The organism is Qipengyuania xiamenensis, assembly GCF_019711495.1.
In the GTDB taxonomy this organism is placed as follows: Bacteria; Pseudomonadota; Alphaproteobacteria; order Sphingomonadales; family Sphingomonadaceae; genus Qipengyuania; species Qipengyuania xiamenensis.
The window spans coordinates 61,118-82,592 of the sequence record NZ_JAIGNM010000001.1; the positions used below are offsets into that span (position 1 = coordinate 61,118).

General features: G+C 62.6%; 24 protein-coding genes and 1 pseudogene. 19 read left to right on the top strand and 6 right to left on the bottom strand.

Annotated elements, in window-relative coordinates; translation table 11 throughout:
- The first annotated feature begins 4 nt into the window (after positions 1-4).
- Entirely contained in the window at positions 5-490 is a 486-nt protein-coding gene (rimM, locus tag K3165_RS00350; protein ID WP_221546905.1) for a ribosome maturation factor RimM, read from the top strand.
- Here the strand turns inward: rimM and K3165_RS00355 are convergent, their stop codons facing one another.
- The gene (locus K3165_RS00355; protein ID WP_221546906.1) at positions 491-1,405 is read right to left on the bottom strand and encodes an NAD(P)/FAD-dependent oxidoreductase; all 915 of its coding nucleotides are present in this window, start codon (positions 1,403-1,405) and stop codon (positions 491-493) included.
- Positions 1,406-1,546: 141 nt separating this feature from the next.
- On the opposite strand from K3165_RS00355, the gene K3165_RS00360 reads away from it, so the two are divergent.
- The 17 genes from K3165_RS00360 (at position 1,547) to rimK (ending at position 16,636) form a co-directional block, all read left to right on the top strand.
- A complete protein-coding gene (locus K3165_RS00360; RefSeq protein WP_221546907.1) occupies positions 1,547-1,849 on the top strand; it encodes a hypothetical protein in 303 nt (100 codons plus the stop codon).
- Between the two features lie 57 nt (positions 1,850-1,906).
- Complete coding sequence (locus K3165_RS00365; RefSeq protein WP_221546908.1) at positions 1,907-2,860, top strand: carbon-nitrogen hydrolase family protein; 954 nt, start codon at positions 1,907-1,909, stop codon at positions 2,858-2,860.
- Positions 2,848-3,189: a hypothetical protein gene (locus K3165_RS00370; protein ID WP_221546909.1), complete on the top strand. Its 342-nt coding sequence runs from the start codon at positions 2,848-2,850 to the stop codon at positions 3,187-3,189. Before K3165_RS00365 ends, K3165_RS00370 begins: the two co-directional genes overlap by 13 nt.
- The gene (gene trmD, locus K3165_RS00375; RefSeq protein ID WP_221546910.1) at positions 3,186-4,028 is read left to right on the top strand and encodes a tRNA (guanosine(37)-N1)-methyltransferase TrmD; all 843 of its coding nucleotides are present in this window, start codon (positions 3,186-3,188) and stop codon (positions 4,026-4,028) included. Before K3165_RS00370 ends, trmD begins: the two co-directional genes overlap by 4 nt.
- A 13-nt stretch (positions 4,029-4,041) precedes the next feature.
- On the top strand, positions 4,042-4,410 hold the full coding sequence (gene rplS, locus K3165_RS00380) for a 50S ribosomal protein L19 (protein ID WP_247713840.1): 369 nt from the start codon (positions 4,042-4,044) through the stop codon (positions 4,408-4,410).
- 434 nt (positions 4,411-4,844) lie between these two features.
- Positions 4,845-7,094 carry a S9 family peptidase gene (locus tag K3165_RS00385; protein WP_221546911.1) on the top strand — a complete coding sequence of 750 codons (2,250 nt, stop codon included), beginning with the start codon at positions 4,845-4,847 and terminating at the stop codon, positions 7,092-7,094.
- A complete protein-coding gene (locus K3165_RS00390; RefSeq protein ID WP_221546912.1) occupies positions 7,091-8,278 on the top strand; it encodes an APC family permease in 1,188 nt (395 codons plus the stop codon). The genes K3165_RS00385 and K3165_RS00390 overlap by 4 nt, the downstream gene beginning before the upstream one ends.
- An 84-nt stretch (positions 8,279-8,362) precedes the next feature.
- Complete coding sequence (locus K3165_RS00395; RefSeq protein ID WP_221425257.1) at positions 8,363-9,388, top strand: aspartate-semialdehyde dehydrogenase; 1,026 nt, start codon at positions 8,363-8,365, stop codon at positions 9,386-9,388.
- Complete coding sequence (locus K3165_RS00400) at positions 9,385-9,948, top strand: hypothetical protein (protein ID WP_221546913.1); 564 nt, start codon at positions 9,385-9,387, stop codon at positions 9,946-9,948. Before K3165_RS00395 ends, K3165_RS00400 begins: the two co-directional genes overlap by 4 nt.
- 27 nt (positions 9,949-9,975) lie before the next feature.
- Complete coding sequence (locus K3165_RS00405) at positions 9,976-10,623, top strand: 2-hydroxychromene-2-carboxylate isomerase (RefSeq protein WP_221546914.1); 648 nt, start codon at positions 9,976-9,978, stop codon at positions 10,621-10,623.
- Positions 10,620-11,069, top strand: a complete 450-nt coding sequence (locus K3165_RS00410) for a GFA family protein (protein WP_221546915.1) — start codon at positions 10,620-10,622, stop codon at positions 11,067-11,069. The genes K3165_RS00405 and K3165_RS00410 overlap by 4 nt, the downstream gene beginning before the upstream one ends.
- Positions 11,066-11,821, top strand: a complete 756-nt coding sequence (locus tag K3165_RS00415; RefSeq protein WP_221546916.1) for an alpha/beta fold hydrolase — start codon at positions 11,066-11,068, stop codon at positions 11,819-11,821. The genes K3165_RS00410 and K3165_RS00415 overlap by 4 nt, the downstream gene beginning before the upstream one ends.
- Positions 11,818-12,336 carry a hypothetical protein gene (locus tag K3165_RS00420; protein ID WP_221546917.1) on the top strand — a complete coding sequence of 173 codons (519 nt, stop codon included), beginning with the start codon at positions 11,818-11,820 and terminating at the stop codon, positions 12,334-12,336. Before K3165_RS00415 ends, K3165_RS00420 begins: the two co-directional genes overlap by 4 nt.
- 67 nt (positions 12,337-12,403) lie before the next feature.
- Complete coding sequence (locus K3165_RS00425; RefSeq protein WP_221546918.1) at positions 12,404-14,266, top strand: M2 family metallopeptidase; 1,863 nt, start codon at positions 12,404-12,406, stop codon at positions 14,264-14,266.
- The gene (locus K3165_RS00430; protein WP_221548273.1) at positions 14,266-15,273 is read left to right on the top strand and encodes a YncE family protein; all 1,008 of its coding nucleotides are present in this window, start codon (positions 14,266-14,268) and stop codon (positions 15,271-15,273) included. Before K3165_RS00425 ends, K3165_RS00430 begins: the two co-directional genes overlap by 1 nt.
- Positions 15,270-15,734, top strand: a complete 465-nt coding sequence (locus K3165_RS00435; protein WP_221430974.1) for an ATP-dependent zinc protease family protein — start codon at positions 15,270-15,272, stop codon at positions 15,732-15,734. Before K3165_RS00430 ends, K3165_RS00435 begins: the two co-directional genes overlap by 4 nt.
- A complete protein-coding gene (rimK, locus tag K3165_RS00440) occupies positions 15,731-16,636 on the top strand; it encodes a 30S ribosomal protein S6--L-glutamate ligase (RefSeq protein WP_221546919.1) in 906 nt (301 codons plus the stop codon). The genes K3165_RS00435 and rimK overlap by 4 nt, the downstream gene beginning before the upstream one ends.
- Before the next feature lie 8 nt (positions 16,637-16,644).
- Here rimK and K3165_RS00445 read toward each other — a convergent pair whose 3' ends face one another.
- The 5 genes and pseudogenes from K3165_RS00445 to rpsF form a co-directional block, all read right to left on the bottom strand.
- Positions 16,645-17,418 carry an SDR family NAD(P)-dependent oxidoreductase gene (locus K3165_RS00445; protein WP_221546920.1) on the bottom strand — a complete coding sequence of 258 codons (774 nt, stop codon included), beginning with the start codon at positions 17,416-17,418 and terminating at the stop codon, positions 16,645-16,647.
- A gap of 27 nt (positions 17,419-17,445) precedes the next feature.
- Positions 17,446-18,921 (bottom strand): annotated as a pseudogene (locus tag K3165_RS00450) (AMP nucleosidase); the annotation flags it as partial.
- A gap of 88 nt (positions 18,922-19,009) precedes the next feature.
- Positions 19,010-19,678 carry a 50S ribosomal protein L9 gene (gene rplI / locus K3165_RS00455; RefSeq protein WP_221546922.1) on the bottom strand — a complete coding sequence of 223 codons (669 nt, stop codon included), beginning with the start codon at positions 19,676-19,678 and terminating at the stop codon, positions 19,010-19,012.
- 12 nt (positions 19,679-19,690) lie between these two features.
- Positions 19,691-19,915: a 30S ribosomal protein S18 gene (gene rpsR, locus K3165_RS00460; protein ID WP_006832330.1), complete on the bottom strand. Its 225-nt coding sequence runs from the start codon at positions 19,913-19,915 to the stop codon at positions 19,691-19,693.
- Positions 19,915-20,280, bottom strand: a complete 366-nt coding sequence (gene rpsF, locus K3165_RS00465; RefSeq protein WP_221546923.1) for a 30S ribosomal protein S6 — start codon at positions 20,278-20,280, stop codon at positions 19,915-19,917. Before rpsF ends, rpsR begins: the two co-directional genes overlap by 1 nt.
- Before the next feature lie 200 nt (positions 20,281-20,480).
- Here rpsF and K3165_RS00470 point away from each other — a divergent pair, with 200 nt between their 5' ends.
- Complete coding sequence (locus K3165_RS00470) at positions 20,481-21,425, top strand: DUF808 domain-containing protein (RefSeq protein WP_221546924.1); 945 nt, start codon at positions 20,481-20,483, stop codon at positions 21,423-21,425.
- The last annotated feature ends 50 nt before the right edge of the window (positions 21,426-21,475 follow it).

Here is a 21,475-nt window from a genome sequence, read left to right on the forward strand (position 1 = left end):
TCCCATGCAGGACAAGCCCGTCACGCTGGCCGCCGTCACCGGTGCACATGGCGTGGCGGGCGAAGTCCGTCTGAAGCTGTTCGGCGAGGGTTTCGAAGCCCTGAAGCCGCACAAGAGCTTCAACGAGGGTAAGCTTACCCTCACCAAGGTCCGCAGCGACAACAAGGGCGGCGCCATCGCGCGTTTTGCCGAAGTCGCGGGCCGCAACGAAGCCGAGGCCCTGCGCGGCACCGTGCTGACCGTCGCCCGCAGCGCGCTTCCGTCGCTGGACGAGGGCGAATTCTACTATTCCGACCTGCTCGACCTTCCTGTCGTGACCGACAAGGGAGACGAGGTCGGCCGCGTGTGCGCGGTCGAGAATTTCGGCGCGACCGAGATCGTCGAGATCGAAAAGCCCGATGGAAAGAAGTTCATGGTTCCGCTGACCGAGCAGGCGGTCCCCGGCTGGGATAGCGAAAGGCTGACCGTCAACGCCGACTTCGTCGACTGATCAGCGCCTAAGCGGCTTCTTCTCTGCCAAGCGGTTGCGGATCGCTGTCGAAGCGACGCCGGCCTGGCCCATGGCATGGCTGATCTGGTCCAGCCCCACCACGACATCGCCTGCAGCAAACAGCCCATCCACGCTGGTTTCCAGATGGTCGTCTACCTCGATACAGCCTTCCTCGCTGACCTTGGCCCCGCATTTCTGCGCGAGGCCGGAACGGATGACGCTGCCGAGCGCGGGGTACATGGAATCGAAGCGCATGCGCCCCTCGGCGGTATCGAACGCGATGCGTCCTTCCTCGATCGCAAAATCGCCGCACGGCCCCACGACACGCTTGATACCTGCCCCGTCGAGTGCCTTGCTGCAGGCTTCCGAAAGGTCGTGGTCGCCCTCGGGCGAGACCAGCGTGATGTCATCGGTGAATGTGCGGATGAACTGGGCTTCGGCGGTGCCGTGGTCACCCGTACCGATCACCGCCACCTTCTTGTCGGTGACCTCGAAACCGTCGCAGACCGGGCAATAGCGGATCAGGCCGCGTGACAGGGCCTCGTCATGGAGCTGCTCGTCGATGCCCTCGGGGCGGTTGTTGACCACGCCTGTTGCGAGCAGGACGGTTCGCGCGCGGTATTCCTCGCCATCGCAGGTGATGGTGAAGCACTCGTCCGGCTTGGCAAGCTTCGTGACGCGCTTCGGTTCTCGCATCGCGCCGTATTTCGCGGCCTGCTCGCGCATCCGGTCGAGCAGTTCTTCGCCGTTGATTCCCTCGGGAAAGCCCGCGTGGTTGTGGCTTTTCGGGATCCAGCTTGCCCGGCTCGTTCCGCAATCGAACAGGCGGATGTCGAGATGGTAGCGAGCGAGATAGATTGCCGCTGTCAGGCCCGCGGGGCCCGCGCCCACGATGATGCAGTCATCAGGTTTCATTGCCTAGATACGCGCAAGGGAAGGGAAGGGTGCCAAAGTCGCTTGCAGATCGCTGTATTACGCATATAGAACGCCTCTTGCCCGGTCCGGCCATGTCGGTCACGCTCCGGGCGGAATTCGAAGAAGACTGCAAGGGACCACATGATGATCGACACCGCCGCATTCGTAATCGGGTCCTATGCCGCCATGAGCGCCAGCATGAGCGCTTTCGTGGCAAAGGTCTCGCCGACCATCGGTCCGCGCCTGCGCCACCTGTTCGCCGGCGCCTCGCCGCTCGCAGTGCTGCTTGCCGTGCGCCTCGAAGGCGGGCCGAGCACGACGCTTGACGGCATGGACCTGTTGTCAGCTGGCGGGCTCGTGGCGCTGGGCGTCGTGACATCGAGCGTGGTCGGCAAGTTCGTTCCGACCGCCACCTCGGACAGGAAGAAACTGACCTCGCGCTGAGTGGCGATCTGCAACGCGGGATAGCCAAGCCTTGCCGCCCGCGCTAACCGCGTCGACATGACGACGCTCAAGGTAGCCATCGCGCAGGCCGCACCCGTTCCTCTTGCAATCGGCGACGGGATCGAAAAGGCCGTGCGCCTTGCCCGCGAGGCGATAGATGGCGGGGCGCAGCTGGTAGCTTTCGGAGAAACCTTCCTCGGCGGATATCCATTGTGGTTGGACGAGGCGCCCGGCGCGGCGTTGTGGGACCATCCCGGCACCAAGGCGCTGCACCGCATCATGCTGGAACAGGCGGTGGTGGCGCAGGACGAGCGGCTGCTGCCCTTGCAGGAGCTATGCGACGAGAGCGGCGCGGTCATCAGCATCGGCGCGCATGAGCGGGTGCGGCAGAGCCTCTACAACAACCAGATGACCTTCCGGCCCGGCCTGCCGGTGCTCGACCACCGCAAGCTCGTCCCTACGCATGGCGAGCGCCTTATCTGGATGCGCGGTGATGGCTCGACCCTGGGCGTGCACCAGGCGGAGTGGGGCAAGGTCGGCTCGCTGATCTGCTGGGAGCACTGGATGCCCCTCGCGCGCGCCGCGATGCACAACCTCGGCGAAAGCGTGCACGTCGCGGCATGGCCCACCGTGCGCGAGGAATACGCGCTCGCCTCGCGGCACTACGCGATGGAGGGCCGCTGCTTCGTTTTGGCAGCAGGACTTGTGCAGGCGAAGGAGGACCTGTTCGATGGACTGGAGCGCGCTGGCGGCGATGATGCGGCGAAGGAACTGATCGAGGCGATCGAGGGCGACGCGCTCAATCGCGGCGGATCGATGATTATCGCACCCGATGCGCGGATCGTGGCGCAGGCGGGGGAGGGAGAAGAGACGCTATTTGCTGACCTTGACCTAGGCGAAATCGGGCAAGGGCTGGCGAGCCTCGATACCGATGGGCATTATTCTCGGCCCGATGTTTTCGAGCTCACCGTAGATACGCGGCCAAAGGGAGGGGTGAAATGGTCGTCTTAGAAAGCATTCTCTTGCCTGCGGCAGTTGTCGCCGCTGTTGTAAGTGCATTTTCCATTATTTTTGCAGTATGTTGCTGGGGGATAGTACGCAGCGCGTGGCCAAATTCTGAGTCCAGGAGGACGCTACTTTTGGCCACCGGACTGATTCCCATTGCCTTAGCGATGCTCTCAATTTTTGTGACTGCGCATATGTTCAGCGAAGCGGCCCGGGACTCTGATCGACTTGGCTTCGCGACGATTGTCACCGTAGCGTCGCTTTCCATCGTAGTTTCATGGCCTGTAGCCTACCAAGCAGCGAAGCGGATTACCGGGGTTGGCAAAGAACAATGACCTTCGAAGCCGCCATCTTGACCCTTTATCCCGAGATGTTTCCCGGGCCGCTGGGCGTGTCGCTTGCGGGCAAGGCGTTGGAGCGGGGGGACTGGTCGTGCGAGACCGTCCAGATTCGCGATTTCGCCACCGACAAGCATCGCACGGTCGATGATACGCCGGCTGGTGGCGGGGCGGGCATGGTGCTCAAGGCGGATGTGCTTGGGCGTGCGCTCGCAAGTATCCTCCCCGGTACGGGGAGGGGGACCGTCGAAGACGGTGGAGGGGACTCTGCGGCAATCGCAGGCGCTGAGGGCAAATCCCCTCCGTCAGATGCTGCGCATCTGCCACCTCCCCGAACCGGGGAGCCGTTACCAATCCTCGCCATGACGCCGCGGGGCAAGCCCATTACGCAGGCGCGCATTCGCGAGATTGCCGCCGGGCCCGGTGTGGCCATCCTGTGCGGTCGGTTCGAGGGCTTCGACGAGCGGATTTTCGAGGCTTTCCCGCAGATCGAACAGGTCAGCCTCGCCGATATCGTCCTGTCGGGCGGAGAGACTGCCGCGCTGGCCATACTCGACGCTTGCATTCGGCTGCTTCCCGGAGTAATGGGCGCGCCCGATAGCGGAGTCGAGGAGTCCTACGAGAACGGGCTCATCGAATATCCGCAATACACCCGACCTCAGGAATGGGAAGGGCGCACGATCCCTGAAGTGCTGCGATCGGGGGATCATGCGAAAATCGCTGCTTGGCGCAAGGCAAGGAGCGAGGAAGACACACGGTTACGCAGGCCGGACCTTTGGGATCGCTACAGTGGCGATCGGGACCAGTCTGCCTCTGATGCGCGGCAAAAGAAGTAGGAAGACCAGGCAAATGAACCTGATCCAGCAGCTCGAAGCCGAAGCTATTGAAAACCTCGGCAAGGACATTCCCGAATTCCGCGCAGGCGACACCGTCCGCGTCGGCGTGAAGGTTGTCGAAGGCACCCGCGAGCGTGTCCAGAATTTCGAAGGCGTTGTCATTGCCCGCTCGAACCGCGGCATGGGCAGCAACTTCACCGTCCGCAAGCTTTCGTTCGGTGAAGGCGTGGAACGTGTGTTCCCGCTGTATTCGCCGATCGTCGACAGCATCACCGTGGTCCGCCGCGGTATCGTGCGTCGTGCGAAGCTTTACTACCTGCGCGGCCGCACCGGCAAGCGCGCGCGTATCGCGGAACGCCGCGACAACGCGCCCAAGGCGTAAGCTTCTCGCAAGAGACAAGGGAAGGGCGGTCCTCACGGGCCGCCCTTTTTCGTTGTGCTGTGCGGAAACGTAAAAAGGGCAGTGCGCCTGAACGCACTGCCCCAAACCCCGCAAAAGTAAAAAGGGCGGTGCGCCTGAACGCACTGCCCCAAACCCCGCAAACGTAAAAAGGGCAGTGCGCCTGAACGCACTGCCCTTGTCACGTGGGGATCATGATGAGCCGAAATTGGCTCGGTCTTGATGCCTCCGGGAAACCTGTGAGCCGGAAAAGGGCCTCCCGTTGACAAGACAGGTTCTGGCAGCAGGTTCTTAAGGGGGTTTAAGGAAGCGCACTTAACCCGAAATTAGGCATAAAAACTTCTACGGCCACGCTCCGCCTTGCAATCGGGGCGAGGCATTGCGAGGACGCGGCGACAAGATTTTCGGGAGAGAACATGAAGTCGCTTCGCCTCGCCGCAGCCCTCGCGCTCGGCACCAGCCTCGTCTCGCCGGCCATGGCAGACAATCAAGCCAATTCGCAGGAGACTGCCGCCATGGACCTTACCTTCGAGCGCGTCTTCGCCTCGCCCGACCTCGACGGGCCGAGCCCGCGGCAGGCCAAGCTTTCGCCCGATGGCCGCTATCTCACCGTGCTGCGCAACCGCGAGGATGACCTGGCGCGCTACGACCTCTGGGCCTTCGACCGCGAGACCGAGGAATGGTCGATGCTCATCGACAGCGAAGCATTGGGTTCTGGCCGCGAATTGTCGGAAGACGAGAAAATGCAGCGCGAACGTGCGCGTGTCGGCAGCCTCAAGGGCATCATCTCCTACGAGTGGACCTCCGACGGTACCGGTGTCCTCGTCCCGCTCGACGGCGATCTCTACCTTGCGCAGATCGGCGGCGATGTGCTGCGGCTCACCGATACTGAGGAAAGCGAACTCAACCCCTCGCTCTCAAAGAAGGGCGCCTATGTCTCCTTCGTGCGCGACCGCCAGCTGTGGGTCGGCGAGGTCGGCGGCGAGGCCGCTCCGATCACACCGAAGGAAGGCGACGCAATTCGCTGGGGCGAGGCCGAGTTCGTTGCTCAGGAAGAAATGGCCCGCATGGACGGTTACTGGTGGGCTCCCGACGATAGCCGCATCGCGGTCGAGCGCTTCGACGAAAGTGGCGTCGGCATCGTGACGCGTGCAGCGATCGGCGCGACGGGGACCAAGGTTTTCGACCAGCGCTATCCCGTGGCCGGCAGCGACAATGCCGTGGTCGAACTCTATGTTATGGACCCCGACGGCCAAAACCGCGTGAAGGTTGATCTGGGCGATGATCCCGACATCTATCTCGCCCGCGTCGATTGGGCCGGAAACGATCTCTACGTGACCCGCCAGAACCGCGAGCAGACGGTCATGGACATCCTGCGGGTCGATCCGGCGACTGGCGAGAGCCAGGTCCTCTTCACCGAGAACGCGGCCGTCGAGGACTACTGGATTAACCTCGGCAGTGACTACAAGTGGCTTGAGAACGGCAAACTCGTCTGGTGGTCCGAACGCGACGGCTTTGGCCACCTCTACCTGCTCGATGAAGCGGGAAAGACGGGCTGGACGCAGCTCACCAGCGGCGAGTGGGTCGTCACCAAGCTTGTCGGTGTGGACCAGCAGGCGGGCCGCGTGTTCTTCACCGGCACCAAGGACGATGTGCTGGAACAGCACGTCTACTCCGTGGACCTCGCCAATCCGGGCGAAATCACCCGCCTGACAGAGCTGGGCTATACCCACTCCGCCAGCATGGACGGGAAGGGCCAGACGCTGCTCATTTCGCGCTCCAACGACGATAATCCGCCGCAGAGCTACATTGCCGATGCCACGGGCAAGCGCCTTGCCTGGATCGAGGAAAATGCGCTCGACGGCGACCATCCCTATGCGCCTTTCCTCGCCAGCCACAGGCCGACGAAATACGGTACGATCCCCGCAGAAGACGGCACGCCGCTCTACTGGGAAATGGTCACACCCGAGATGGAGCCGGGCAAGAAGTACCCAGTCTATTTCTACCACTATGGCGGGCCGGGTCCGCAGGTCGTCAACAAGGGCTGGAACGGCGGCCTCAGGCAGGCGATCGTCGACAAGGGCTACATCTGGTTCGCGCTCGACAATCGCGGCAGTGCCAATCGCGGCGTAGCATTCGAACAGCCTATCTACCGCGCTATGGGCGGCGTCGAGGTGCGCGACCAGAAGGCGGGCGCTGAATACCTCAAGACGCTCGATTTCGTCGATCCGGACAAGATCGCCATCGATGGCTGGTCCTATGGCGGCTACATGACATTGAAGCAGCTGCAGGCCGATCCAGGGCTCTACGCTGCCGGCATCTCCGGCGCGCCAGTGACCAAGTGGGAGCTTTACGATACCCACTATACCGAACGCTATATGGGTACGCCGCAGGATGATGCCGAGGCTTATGAAGCCGCTTCCGCCATTCCCGATGCCACCAAGATCGTCGATCCGCTGCTGCTGATCCACGGGATGGCCGACGACAATGTCGTGTTCGAGAATGCGACCGAGATCATTTCGTTGATGCAGGAAGCCAATGTGCCGTTCGAGATGATGCTCTATCCCGGCTACACGCACCGCGTGTCGGGCGAACAGATTTCGCCGCATCGCTACAACACCGTGTTCCGGTTCCTTGAAAGCCACGGAGTGACCCCGCCGGAATGAACAAGTCGGGCGACGACAAGGGCGAGCTCGGTCTCCCCGCCGTTTGGGCCATCGCCGTTGGCGGGATGGTGGGCGGCGGGATTTTCTCCACGCTTGGCGTCGTCATTTCCAACGCCGGACACTGGGCTGCGCTGAGCTTCATCCTCGGTGGGCTGGTGGCATATGCCACCGGGCACAGCCTCGCCGCGCTGACGATCGCCAAGGACGAAGCTGGTGGCATCTACAGTTTCCTGCGCGATCTCGGCTTCCTGCGCCTCGCAAAATGGAGCGCATGGGTCCTGCTGGCGGGCTATGTCCTTACCTGCGCAGTCTATGCCTACACTTTCGGTGCTTACCTCGGGAATGCCATTGGCGGACCCGGCTGGTTGCCGCCCGCAATGGCCGCGCTCGCGATCCTGTCGATGACGGCGATCAATCTGCGCGGTGCAGGGCAGGCAGCCGGTGTCGAAATCGCCATCGTCGTAATCAAGCTGGCGATCCTTGCGGCGCTTGCGGCGTTCGGCCTGTCGCAGTTCGATGTGGCCAAGCTGGAGATACCCTCCCAACCGGGGTTGATCGGAGTGATCATCGGCGCTGCAAGCGTCTTCATGGCCTATGAAGGCTTCGAACTTGTCGCCTACGATTACGACGAAATGAAGGATCGCAAGCGGGTCATGGCGCGCATCATGCCCCTCGCGATCGGAAGCGCGGCATTGATTTACGTCCTTGTGGCCCTTGCCGTACCCATGCTGACGGGGACGAAGGCGGTGATCGAGGATGGCGAGGTGGCGCTCAGCCAGGCTGGCCAGGCGGCGCTTGGTACTCCGGGCCTGATTGCCGTGACGATCGCCGCAGCACTATCGACCGCCAGCGCGATCAACGCGACGCTGTTTTCGTCGGCGCGCCTAGCCCGAGAAGTGGCGGAAGACGGCGCGCTTCCGGAACGGCTGGGAAAGCGCAATGCAGCAGGATCGCCGCAATGGGCGGTTCTATCGCTGGCCGCATTGGCCCTGGCACTCGCCGTGCTCGGAGGTCTGGACGGGCTGGTGAGCGGCGCAAGCGTGGTTTTCCTGCTGGTCTTCGGTACGCTCAACGGCCTCGCGCTGAAGGAGAATGTCGGCAAGCGCTGGATCACTTTGCCCGGAACCGTCATGGCCTTTGCAGCCTTGGCAATATTGCTCGCTCATTTCGCAGGGCTTGTCTGAGCTTTAGCGCCCGCAATCGAATGTGCGCTTGCGGGCGCGGCGGCAATCGCTATCTCGGCGGCGAATACTGATTGGAGAAATGCAGTGGGTTATCGTGTTGCCGTGGTCGGCGCGACCGGGAATGTCGGACGCGAAATGATGCAGGTCCTTGCCGAGCGCGAGTTTCCCTGTGACGAAGTTGCGGCCGTAGCCAGCAGCCGTTCGCACGGCACCGAGGTCGAATTCGGCGACACCGGCAAGATGCTCAAGTGCAAGAATATCGAGCATTTCGACTGGTCCGGCTGGGACATCGCCCTGTTCGCGGCTGGTAGCGGTCCGGCAAAGGAATATGCGCCCAAGGCTGCCGCTGCCGGCTGCGTGGTGATCGACAACAGCTCGCTCTACCGCATGGACCCCGACGTGCCGCTGATCGTACCCGAGGTGAACCCGGATGCGATCCACGACTACAAGAAGCGCAACATCATCGCGAATCCCAACTGCTCGACTGCGCAGCTGGTGGTTGCGTTGAAGCCGCTGCACGATGCCGCAACGATCAAGCGCGTGGTCGTCTCGACCTACCAGTCGGTTTCCGGCGCAGGCAAGGCGGGCATGGACGAGCTCTTCCAGCAGAGCCGTGCGATTTTCGTCGGCGACCCGATCGAGCCGGTGAAGTTCACCAAGCAGATCGCCTTCAACGTCATTCCGCACATCGATGTCTTCATGGATGACGGCTCGACCAAGGAAGAGTGGAAGATGGTGGTCGAGACCAAGAAGATCCTCGATCCGAAGATCAAGCTCAACGCCACCTGCGTGCGCGTGCCGGTCTTCGTGGGTCATTCGGAGAGCGTGAACATCGAGTTCGAGAACGAACTCTCGGCGGAACAGGCACAGGAAATCCTGCGCGAGGCGCCCGGCATCATGCTGATCGATAAGCGTGAGGACGAAGGTTACGTTACCCCGGTCGAAAGCGCCGGTGACAGCGCCACCTACATCAGCCGCGTGCGCGACGACCCGACGGTCGACAACGGCATCGCGCTGTGGTGCGTGTCGGATAACCTTCGCAAGGGTGCGGCTCTTAATGCCGTGCAGATTGCGGAACTCCTCGGGCGCGAATGCCTTAAGAAGGGATGATCAAGAAGACACTCCTCCTCGCTCTGCCCTTTGCTCTGTCTGCTTGTGGTTCGCCGCAAGAGAGCGACGAACCTGCGGCAGATGCCAACGCAGATACCAACGAAGTCTGGGATTCCGCGACTTTGGTGGTGGGCGAAAACGGTATGCAGAAGCGTTTCGGCGATGCCGTGGGGCACGCGAATTTCGGAGATTCGAGAGAATCTGCCGACAAACTCCTTGAGGTCGCCTTCGAGACGGCACCCGAGCAAAGCTCGAACGAGGAGTGCGGCGCTGGCCCGATGGACTTCAGTGGCGTCGGTCCGCTTCAGGTCGCGTATCAGGACGACAGGTTCGTGGGCTGGTTCCTGCGCGCATCCGACGATGTCATGACCATCGACGGTGTGCAGCCCGGTGTCACGAAGCTGTCTGAACTTAAACAGCAATTCCAAGTTCGTGAAATCGACTCCACACTTCCCGGAGAGTTCGAATTCACGACCAGCCAGTACGGCACCATCCGGGGGTTCAGCGAGGCTGACGAGATCACCGCGCTCCAGGCGGGAATGAGCTGCTTCTTCCGTTAAGCCGCGTCGGATGTATAACCGCGGTCCATGACCTTGACCGCAGAGCTCTATTTCAGCTTCCGCTCGCCCTACAGCTATCTGTCTGTCGGCCGTTATCGCGCCATGACGGAGGAGTATGACCTCAATATCGCGTTGAGACCGGTCTACCCGCTTGCGATACGCCAACCCGATTTCTTCGAGCGCAATCATCCCAACTGGATTGGCTACACCATGCGCGACATGATCCGCGTGGCGCAGTTCCATCAAATTCCCTTCGGCGCGCCGAAGCCCGATCCGATCATCCAGGACATGGCGACGCGCAAGATCGCGGAAGACCAGCCCTATATCCGGCGCGTCACCCGCATGGGGCAGGCGGCTGCCCGACGCGGTGCCGGCCTTGTTTTCGCGGCAGAGGCAGGCCGGATGATCTGGGGTGGGCAGGAAGACTGGCACGAGGGCGGCCATCTGGATCGCGCTCTCGAAGCGGCAGGTCTCGGTGTCGAGGAGATCATCGCCGAAGTGCAGAGCGAGGCCGAGGCGCTCGACGCGGAAATCGCGGCCAATCAGGATGCGCTGGAAAAGGCGGGGCACTGGGGCGTGCCAACGCTCGTATTCGACGGCGAGCCCTTTTTCGGGCAGGACCGCATCGAAATGGCCAAATGGCGGATGGAGCAACAGGGGCTCACGAAGCGATGAAAGACAGGACCACGCAGGAGGGTGGCTGCCAGTGCGGCCGCGTGCGCTATGAGGCGACCTACGATCCCGAGAATGCCTATTTGTGCCACTGTCGCATGTGCCAGCGCGCGACCGGCGGGGTTTCGATCGCCTTCCTGAGCCTTGCCAAGGGCAACCTCACGTGGAAGTCCGAGCCCGAATGGTACGCCAGCTCGAGCTTCGCAAAGCGCCCGTTCTGCAAGGAATGCGGCACGCCGCTGGGCTTCCAGTTCGATGAAGGCCGCAACATGGACCTCGCCATTGGCACGCTCGACGACCCTTACGGGATCGAACCGCAATGGCACTTCGGCGTCGAGCGGATGCACGAGGCCTGGCTCGACACCACCCATCTTCCCCGCAAGCGCGCCGACGAGGATGAGACCCTTGTCGCCAAGTGGCGGGAATCCACCGGCGAGATGCCCGAATGAGAACCGAAATTTTCGAAAGCTTCGACGGCACGAAGCTTGCCTTGCATCGTGTGGGCGAGGGGCGTCCGCTCGTCCTGCTGCACGGCCTCTTTTCCAGCGCCGAGATGAACTGGGTGAAGTGGGGCCATGACCAGCGCATCGCGCAGGAAGGCTTCGAGGTCCTGATGCTCGACTTCCGCGTGCACGGCCAGAGCGAGGCGCCGCGCGAGCCGGAGGCCTATCCGCAGAATGTGCTGGTGCGCGATGTCGCGGCGCTGGTCGATCATCTGGCGCTCGGAGACTACGACCTCGGCGGCTTCTCGCTAGGAGCGCGGACCTCGCTTCATGCCGTGGCGCATGGCGTATTGGAGCCTAAGAACCTCGTGATCGGCGGGATGGGCACGGCGGGCCTTGGCGAATGGGCCAAGCGTTCGGCCTATTTCAAGCGCGTTATCGACGAATTCGAGAACATCCCGCGCGGCGACCCGGCGTATTTCTCGATGCAGTTCCTGAAGTCGCAGGGTGTCGATCGCGTTGCGGCGCGCCTGCTGCTGGACACGATGCCCGACCTCGATCTCGCCAAGCTTTCCAACATTACCATGCCGACGCTGGTCGTGTGCGGCGACGAGGATCGCGACAACGGCTCGGCAGAGGAACTCGCCGCGCTGATAGCGAACTCGGACTTCGTCGAAGTGCCCGGCACGCATATGGGCAGCGTGACCAAGCCGGACCTCGGAATCGCCATTGCCGAGTGGCTGGCGGCGCACAAGTGAGCCTGCGCCGGGCATTCCTCTGGACCTGGGTCGGGGGCCTCGTGCTCTTCGCCATCGTCATCGCGCTCGGAATGCCGCTGGTCCTGACCGAGGTTCCGGGAGGCATTCTCGATCACCAGGCGGCTGGGACTGCGGCAGAGGTGGACCGTATCCAGTCTGCGTGGCGGGCCGCAGGGCTTTGGAACCAGGCCACGCTGGCGATGATGGGCGATCTCCTGTTTATCGGTGTCTATGGCATCGGGTGCGTCCTCGGTGGCCTTTACTTCCGGCGGTCGGCGCAAGGATGGATGACGGTCGCGGGTAGCATCGCGCTGGCCAGCGGCGCGGTATTCCTGCTCACCGATTATGCCGAAACGATCAGCCAGATCGTGCAGTTGTGGCGCTTCGAAGGTGATGACGGGCTTGCGGGCCTCGCCGCGACGGTGCGTCCGTGGAAGATTGGCAGCTGGATTCTGGCGACTCTGACGATCATCGCCTGTCTGTTGGGCGGGTGGAAGGCGCGTCGCAGCGCTTGATTCCACGCCCCAGCAAGTGCAATCCGTCCGCATTGACGGACAACCCTGTACGGGAAGAGGAATCACAATGAAATTTGCCCCAGTCGCACTGTCTGCGCTCGCCATCTCGCTTGCCGCATGCTCGCCTGCCAATTCGCAGACCGTAGCCAGCACTCCTGTTGCTCCTGCTGCAGCGGAAGATCCCTATCCGATGACGCCGCAGGGTGCCGCCGACTGGGTCGCGATGGTCGAGAAGGACCTGTTCGATTTCTCGGTCGAATACGGCCGCGTGCTGTGGCTGAATTCCACTTACATCGTCCACGACAGCAACATGCTGGCTGCGAAATACGGCGCGGTTTCGACCGAGAAGTCGGTCGCCTATGCCAACAAGGCTGCCGAATACGCCCGCGTCGACGGGCTCGATCCCGAAGTCGCTCGCAAGCTCGACATGCTGCGCAACGGCATCGTGATGCCCGCTCCCGTCCGCGATGGCGCAGCGGCAGAGCTTGCACGCATCTCGACCGAGCTTGGCTCGCAGTACGGGCAGGGTCGCGGCACGCTGAACGGCGAGGAAATCAACGGCTCGGATATCGAGGCCGCGATGGGCGACCTCGACCTCACGCCTGCGCAGAAAGCGGAAATGTGGGAGAGCTGGCACAACAATGTCGGCGCCCCGATGCGCACCGATTACCAGCGCATGATCTCGATCGCCAACGAAGGCGCGCAGGAGCTCGGCTTCGATGACCTCGGTGCGATGTGGCGTTCGAATTACGACATGGACCCCGACCAGTTCGCCGCCGAGACCGAGCGCATGTGGCAGGAAGTGAAGCCGCTCTACATGGCGCTGCACACCTATGTCCGCGGCAAGCTCAACGAGAAGTACGGCGACGAAGTGCAGCCGGCGACCGGCCCGATCCGTGCCGACTTGCTCGGCAATATGTGGGCGCAGGAATGGGGCAATATCTATCCGCTCGTCGCGCCCGAAGGGGCTGGCGACATCGGCTATGACCTCACCGAGCTGATCGAGCAGAAGGGCTACGACGAAAAGCAGATGGTTCGCGTGGGCGAAGACTTCTTCTCCTCGCTGGGCTTTGCACCGCTGCCCGACACCTTCTGGGACCGCAGCCAGTTCACCAAGCCCGCCGATCGCGAAGTGGTCTGCCACGCCAGTGCATGGGACGTGGACAATGTCGACGACCTGCGCATCAAGATGTGCATCAAGCGCAACGCGGATGACTTCATCACCATCCACCACGAGCTCGGCCACAACTACTACCAGCGCGCCTACAACCAGCAGGACTACCTGCATTTGAACGGCGCGAACGACGGTTTCCACGAAGCCATCGGCGACATGATCGCGCTGTCGATCACGCCCGAATACCTCGTCCAGATCGACATGCTCGACGAGAGCGACGTGCCGAGCGCGGACAAGGACATCGGCCTGCTGCTGCGCCAGGCGATGGACAAGATCGCCTTCCTGCCCTTCGGCCTGATGGTCGACCGTTATCGCTGGGGCCTGTTCGACGGCTCGATCCCGGCTGACGGTCTCAATCAGGGCTGGAACGACCTGCGCCTCGAATACCAGGGCATCACCCCGCCGGTGGCCCGTGATGAGAGCCAGTTCGATGCTGGCGCGAAGTATCACATCCCGGGCAACGTGCCGTACACGCGCTACTTCCTTGCGCGGATCCTGCAGTTCCAGTTCTACAAGGCCGCCTGCGACCAGGCGGGCTGGGAAGGGCCGCTGCACCGCTGCTCGTTCTATGGCAATGAGGAAGTCGGCAAGAACCTCAATGCCATGCTCGAAATGGGCGCCAGCAAGCCGTGGCCCGACGCGCTCGAAGCCTTCACCGGCGAGCGCCAGATGAGTGGCAAGGCGATGGCCGAGTACTTCGCGCCGCTGAAGGAATGGCTCGACGAACAGAACGAAGGCATGGAGCAGGGCTGGTGATGCCATTGCGCGCAGGCTGGCTGGCGCTACCGCTGCTGGCGGCCTGCGCACCCGTGTCCGAGGACACATCTGTGCAGCCGACACCGGACAAGGTGTCGGGTGCGCTCTTCGTGGCGGGCAAGTTCGGCAACACGCTCGCCAAGGTCGACCTGTCGACCGGCGAGGAAGTGCTGCGGGTGGACAGTTGCGCCAATCCGCACGAGCTGGCGACCTCGCCCGATGACAAGCATGTCGCGCTGGCCTGTTATGGCGGGACCAGCGTCGACATTTTCCGCACCGACACGCTGGCGAAGATCAAGAGCATCGAGCTGGGCGAGAATGCGCGCCCGCATGGCATCGTCTGGCATCCGAACGGTAACCTCTATTCCACCGCGGAAGGCCGCCAGTCGGTCTTCGTGATCCGCGATCCCCTCGGCGAGACCGAGACCTTCGAATATTCGACCGGCAAGCGCGGTAGCCACATGATCGCCGTCTCGCCCGATACGCAGCATGCCTGGACGACCGACCTTGGCGACAAGACAGTCACGCGGATCGATCTCGTGACCCGCCGCGCACCGCTGTCGGCGACGATCGGCGAGGAGCCGGAGGGCATCGCCCTGACGCCCGACGGAGAGACCCTGTGGGTTTCGGCACGCGGGTCGGACATGGCCTATGCGCTCGACCCGCAGAGCCTGAAACGCATCAAGGACGTGCCCGTCGGCGATTTCCCGCTGCGGATCGTGCTCCGCCCGCAGGGCGACTACGCGGTGACCTCAGACCTCGCCGATGGCGGCCTTTCGGTGATCGACACGGCGACGGGCGCCAAGGTCCGCTCGATCGCGGTTTCGAGCCGCGATGAAGCGGAGGCCAAGACGCAGGTCACGATCCTGTTCTCGCCCGATGGCGAGCGCATCTATGTCGCCGAAACCATGGCCAACACCATCGCCGAAGTCGATTTCGAGACCGGTGAAGTGCTGCGCCGCCTGCCGGGCGAGGGCGGGGGCGACGGGATCGCGATCATCGAATGAGCAAGGAACCGAAAGTCCTGCCCGCCGTCGGCTGGCGCGAACTCGTGCACCTGCCGGAACTCGGCCTGCACGCCATCCCCGCAAAGATCGACACCGGTGCGCGCACCTCGTCGCTGCATGGCGAGGTAATCGAGGAATTCGAGCGCGACGGGCAGAAATACGTCCGTTTCGCGGTCGATTTCGAACAGCAGCATGTCCGCCAGGTGTGCGAGGCCGTGCATGTCGACGTGCGCGGTATCACCAGTTCGAATGGCGAGACGCAGTACCGCTATGTCATCAAGACGCCGCTCAAGATCGGCGACGTCGAATTTCGCGCCGAGATCAGCCTCGCGAACCGCCGCGATATGAAATTTCCCATGCTGATCGGCCGCTCATCGCTGCGTCGCCGGTTTGTCGTGGATTCGGGATATTCCTGGCTGCAAACGCCGGAAATGAAGGTCAAGAAAGGCCATAAACCATGAAAATCGCCATGCTTGCCCGCAACCCTAATCTCTATTCGCACAAGCGTCTGGTAGAGGCTGCGGAAGAGCGCGGGCATACGCTCGATATCCTCAACACCACGCGTTGCACCGTGCACATCGCGAGCCACCGGCCCGAAGTCTATTACAATGGCGAGCCCTGCGTCGGTTATGACGCGGTAATTCCGCGTATCGGTGCTTCGATTACCAATTACGGCCTCGCCATCCTGCGCCAGTTCGAGATGCGCGGCTGCTGGCCCTTGAACGAGAGCGTCGCCATCGGGCGCAGCCGCGACAAGTTGCGCAGCATGCAGATCCTCGCCAAGCATGGTCTCGGCCTGCCGCTGACGGCCTATGCCAACGATCCCAAGCAGGCCGAAGAGATCATCAAGGCGGTCAAGGGGCCGCCGGTGGTCATCAAGCTGCTCGAGGGCACGCAGGGCATCGGCGTCGTGCTTGCCGAGACCATGTCTTCGGCAAAGTCGGTGATCGAGGCCTTCCGCGGCGCCAATGTGAACATCCTCGTGCAGGAATTCATCAAGGAAGCGGGCGGCACCGACATCCGCGCCCTCGTCGTCGGCGGCAAGGTCGTCGCGGCGATGAAGCGGACCGGCGCGGCAGATGATTTTCGCAGCAACCTCCACCGCGGCGGCAGCGCGCAGCTGATCAAGATTACGCCGGAGGAACGCTCCACTGCGGTTCGAGCTGCCAAGCACATGGGCCTGAACGTATGCGGCGTCGACATGTTGCGCAGCAATCACGGCCCGGTCATCATGGAGGTGAACTCATCGCCCGGCCTTGAGGGAATCGAGAAAGCGACCGGCAAGGACATCGCCGGAATGATCATCGATTACATGGCCTCCAATGCGAAGGTCGGAAAGACGAAGACGAAGGGGAAGGGGTAATCCCTTCCTCAAGCATTCCGCGCCATCAGCCCGCCATCGACCGGGATTACAGCACCCGTAATGTAGCTCGCCGCCGGTAGCACCAGCGAGAGCGCAACCTGCGCCACTTCCTCAGGCTCGCCATAACGCCTCAGGGCTGTGCGACGCTTGGCGAAGATAGTCTTGTGCTCCTCGGGCACGGCATCGGTCATCGCGGTGCGGATCGGGCCGGGGCAGATGCAGTTCACCGTGATGCCCTCGGGCCCGAGATCCACAGCGAGACCGCGCGTAAGGCCGGTAACACCGGTTTTTGCCGCGACATAGGGCGTATCGCCGGGGGTCGCGCCGAGGCCTTCGGTAGAGGCGAAGTTGAGGATGCGGGGCGCATCGCTCTGGCGCAGGTGAGGGAGGGCAGCGCGCACCATACGCTGGTGCGAGGTCAGCATCACGGCGAGCGCACGGTGCCAGATTACCTCGTATTCCTCGTCCGCATCGAGCGCGCAGAACGCCGAGATGCCAGCATTGTTCACGAGGATATCGACGCCGCCGAAATCCTCTGCGATCCGCCCGACGACCGCTTGGATCGCATCCTTGTCCGACACATCGAGCGCATAGGCGCGGGCATCACCGCCGCACTCCTCCGCAACCGCCTCGTAGGCAGCAAGGTCGAGATCGGTGACCGCCACCTTTGCCCCCTCAGAGGCAAAAAGCCGCGCCATCGCGCGTCCCATTCCGCTCGCGGCCCCGGTAATGATGGCGACGCGGCCCTCGATCGAACGCGAGCGGTTGGGTAATTCGGCCATGGTTCTCTCCCTTGTGGGAGAAAGTTCTTACCTGAACGGCGGCTCGTTGAAAGCGCGCAACTTGCGGCTGTGAAGCTTGGGGCCTTCCTGGCGCAGCAGATCGCAGGCGGTGACGCCGATCTGCAAGTGGGCAGCGATGGCTTCCTCGTAGAACTTGTTGGCCTGGCCCGGCAGCTTGATTTCGCCGTGGAGCGGCTTGTCCGAAACGCACAGAAGCGTGCCGTAGGGGACGCGGAAGCGGTAGCCCTGTGCGGCGATCGTGGCGCTTTCCATGTCGATGCCGACAGCGCGGCTTAGCGAGAGGCGGCGGGCAGAGCTGGTGTAGCGAAGCTCCCAGTTGCGATCGTCCGTGGTCACGACCGTTCCCGTGCGCATGCGCTTCTTGAGGTCGCTGCCGTGTTCGCCCGAAACTGCTTCGGCTGCCCCGGCAAGAGCCTGCTGGACCTCCGCGATGGCGGGAAGGGGGATCTCGGGCGGAAGGACCGGGTCGAGCACGTGATCGTCACGCAGGTAAGCGTGCGCGAGCACATAGTCGCCGATCTTCTGGCTCGGGCGCAGGCCGCCGCAGTGGCCGATCATCAGCCAAGCCTCGGGACGCAGTACCGCAAGGTGGTCGCAGATGGTCTTCGCGTTGGACGGGCCGACGCCGATGTTCACCAGCGTGATGCCGCCGCGGTTTTCACCGACGAGGTGATAGGCGGGCATCTGGTGGCGGCGCCATGCCGTGTCGGAGAGCTGGCCGCGCGCGTTTTCGGTCGGCTCGGTCAGCATCATGCCGCCGGCACCGGCAAGTGCCGTGAAGCCGTTCTTGCCGAGCTGGGCACCCGCCCAGTCCACGAATTCGTCGACATAGCGGTGGTAGTTCGTGAACAGGATAAAGCGCTGGAAGTGCTGGACGTCGGTGCCGGTATAGTGGGCGAGGCGCGCAAGGCTGAAATCGGTGCGCAGGCCGTCGAACAGCGACAGCGGGATCGGATCGTCCGGGTTGTCCAGTTCGATACCGTCGGCCAGTTCGTCACCGATATCGGCGAGGTCGGTCGAAGGGAAATGGCGTGCAATCTCGTTGGGGTCGATCCCGGCCAGCTCGGCGCCGGCCTGTCCGTCGAGGACATAGGGGAACGGGATTTCCTGGCGCGAGGAACCGACCTCGACCTCGACCTCGTAATTGCTTTCGATCAGCTCGATCTGTTCGCGGATATAGTCGCGGAACAGGCTCGGCTTCGTAACGGTCGTCGAATAGAGGCCCGGCGTGTTCAGTCGGCCGAATGCCCGGCTCGCGCCTTCGGGCATTTCCCCGCCGCGAAACAGGATGCGCAATTCGGGATAGGCATAGCTACCATCCTTGCGGCGTTCGGCGGGGGGAAGGGTGCGGTCGCGCCCGAAGGCGATGACATCGTCACGCAGCCGCGCGGTCGCGGCATCATAGACGGTCTGAAGCTTGTCGAGAATCTGTTCGATTGTATCCATATGGGCCTTTTTCTCCTGGCTCTTTTCGTTTTCGTGACCCCCTCTGCCACAGGAGGGCGCCTGTTACAAAAAGGGCGCGGGGACCGAAGTCGCCGCGCCCTTGATGTCTGGTGTGCGAAAAGCCTCAGGCTTCGTCGCCTTCCGGCTTGGTCGCTTCGATGAGGGCTTCCGTTTCGGTGGTGCCTTCTTCGGTGCTGACGCCGTCTTCGAGCATGTCGGCGGGGATTTCACCCGGCTCGAGGGTCGGATCGACGGCATTGGCAGCAGCCATTTCCTCGATCTCGGCCTGCTCTTCTTCGAACATCTGGGCAAGAACGTCGACGCCCTGCGTCTGCAGTTCTGCTTCGTCGTCCGAACGGGCAACGTTTGCCTTCACGGTGACCGAAACCTCGGGGTGGAGGTCGATGCGCACGTCATGCATGCCGATCGTCTTGATCGGGTTACCCATGATGACCTGCTTCTTGTCGATCTCGTGACCCTTGTCGGCGAGGCCGTTGACGATGTCACGAACGTTGACCGAACCGTAAAGCTGGCCGGTGTTCGATGCTGCGCGGATCAGGATGACTTCGACGCCATCGACCTTTTCGCCGTTCTTTTCGGCTTCGGCGCGACGTTCGGCGTTTTCCTTCTCGAGGCGCTCGCGGTTGGCTTCGAAGACCTTCTTGTTGGCTTCGTTGGCGCGCAGGGCCTTCTTCTGCGGAAGAAGGAAGTTGCGAGCGTAGCCGTCCTTCACGGTGACGACGTCACCGATCGTGCCGAGCTTTTCGATACGCTGGAGGAGAATGATATCCATGATGTCTTCCCCTTACTTCACGATGTACGGCAGCAGGCCGATGTGGCGAGCGCGCTTGATGGCCTTGGCCAGTTCACGCTGCTTCTTCGCACTTACGGCGGTGATGCGGCTGGGGACGATCTTGCCACGCTCGGACATGAAGCCCTGGAGCAGACGAACGTCTTTGTAGTCGATAGCCGGCGCGTTCTTCGCGGAGAACGGGCAGGTCTTGCGGCGGCGGAAAAACGGACGTGCCATCAGTTACGCTCCTCGCGATCCTTGCGCTTCTTCGAATCGCGCTCGTTCTTGCGCATCATCACCGAGGGACCTTCTTCGTGCTCTTCGACACGGATGGTCATGTAGCGGATGACGTCTTCGTTGATACGCGTCTGGCGCTCGAGCTCGGAAACAACGGAGCCGGGGCCCTCGATGTTGAGCATGACGAAGTGCGCCTTGCGGTTACGGTCGATCTTGTAGGCGAGGTTCTTGAGACCCCAGGTCTCGGTCTTGGTGACCTTGCCGTCGTTGTTTTCGACGATTTCGGTCGCCGTGGCAGCGAGCTGGTCGACCTGAGCCTGGCTCAGGTCCTGTCGCGCCAAGAAAACATGCTCGTAGAGAGCCATGCTCTTGTCCTTTCACATGTGGCCGATCGCTGGCTTGTCCGCGGGATTGCGGGGCCCCTCCGGCTTTCTTCATACCCCACGCCGAAGCGAGGGATGCGCGCACATAGCCTGATTTGGCGAGAATGCAAGCGATCATCCGGCTTGCCGCGGCGGAACGGGCGGGGCAGGGGGTCGTTGGCCTTCAAAACAGGAGATAATGCGTGCCCGGCGGACTTGTAGCCCTTCTCGACGACGTTTCGGTGATTGCGCGGACTGCCGCTGCGTCGGTCGATGACATCACCGTTGCTGCCAGCAGGGCCGGAAGCAAGACCGCCGGCGTCGTGATCGACGATGCTGCCGTGACGCCGAGCTATGTCACCGGGCTCGATCCCAGCCGCGAACTGCCGATCATCGGCAAGATCACGGTCGGAAGCCTGAAGAACAAGTTCCTGATCCTGCTGCCGGGCGCATTGCTGCTGAGCTGGTTCCTGCCGCAGGCGATCATCTTCATCCTGATGATGGGCGGCGCCTACCTCTCCTACGAAGGCGCGGAAAAGGTGATGGAGAAGCTTGGCGGCAAGAAGCACGGCAAGACGCTGGAGGACCAGATCGTCGATCCGGTCAAATTCGAAGAGCAGCGCGTGAATGGCGCGATCCGCACCGACCTGATCCTTTCGGCCGAAATCATGGCGATCATCCTCAGCGAAGTCGCTGACGAGAGTTTTATCGTGCGTGCAGGCGTGCTCGCGATCGTCGGCCTTGCGGTCACGCTGTTCGTCTACGGAGCGGTCGCGGTCATCGTGAAGCTCGACGATATCGGCTACCACATGGTCGAAAAGAATTCGGCATTCGCGGAATCGATCGGTCGCTTCCTGCTCAAGTCGGTCCCTCTCTTGCTTGTGGCCTTGTCGTTCATCGGCACGATCGCGATGCTCTGGGTCGGCGGCGGGATCATCGTTCACGGGACGCATGAGCTGGGCTTCGACCTGTTCTACGATATCGCGCATGGCGCCGAATATGCGGTGAAATCTGCGACCGGCGCGCTGTCCGGCTTCCTCGGCTGGGTCACTTATGCGGCCATTTCGGCAATCATCGGCCTCGTGCTGGGCGCGATCCTCGCCGTTGTGATCCACAAATTCATGCCCGAGGATCGCGAAGCCCACTAGGTTCCGCACTTTCAGGATCTCGTCCCGAAACGGGACCACTGCCCCCTGCG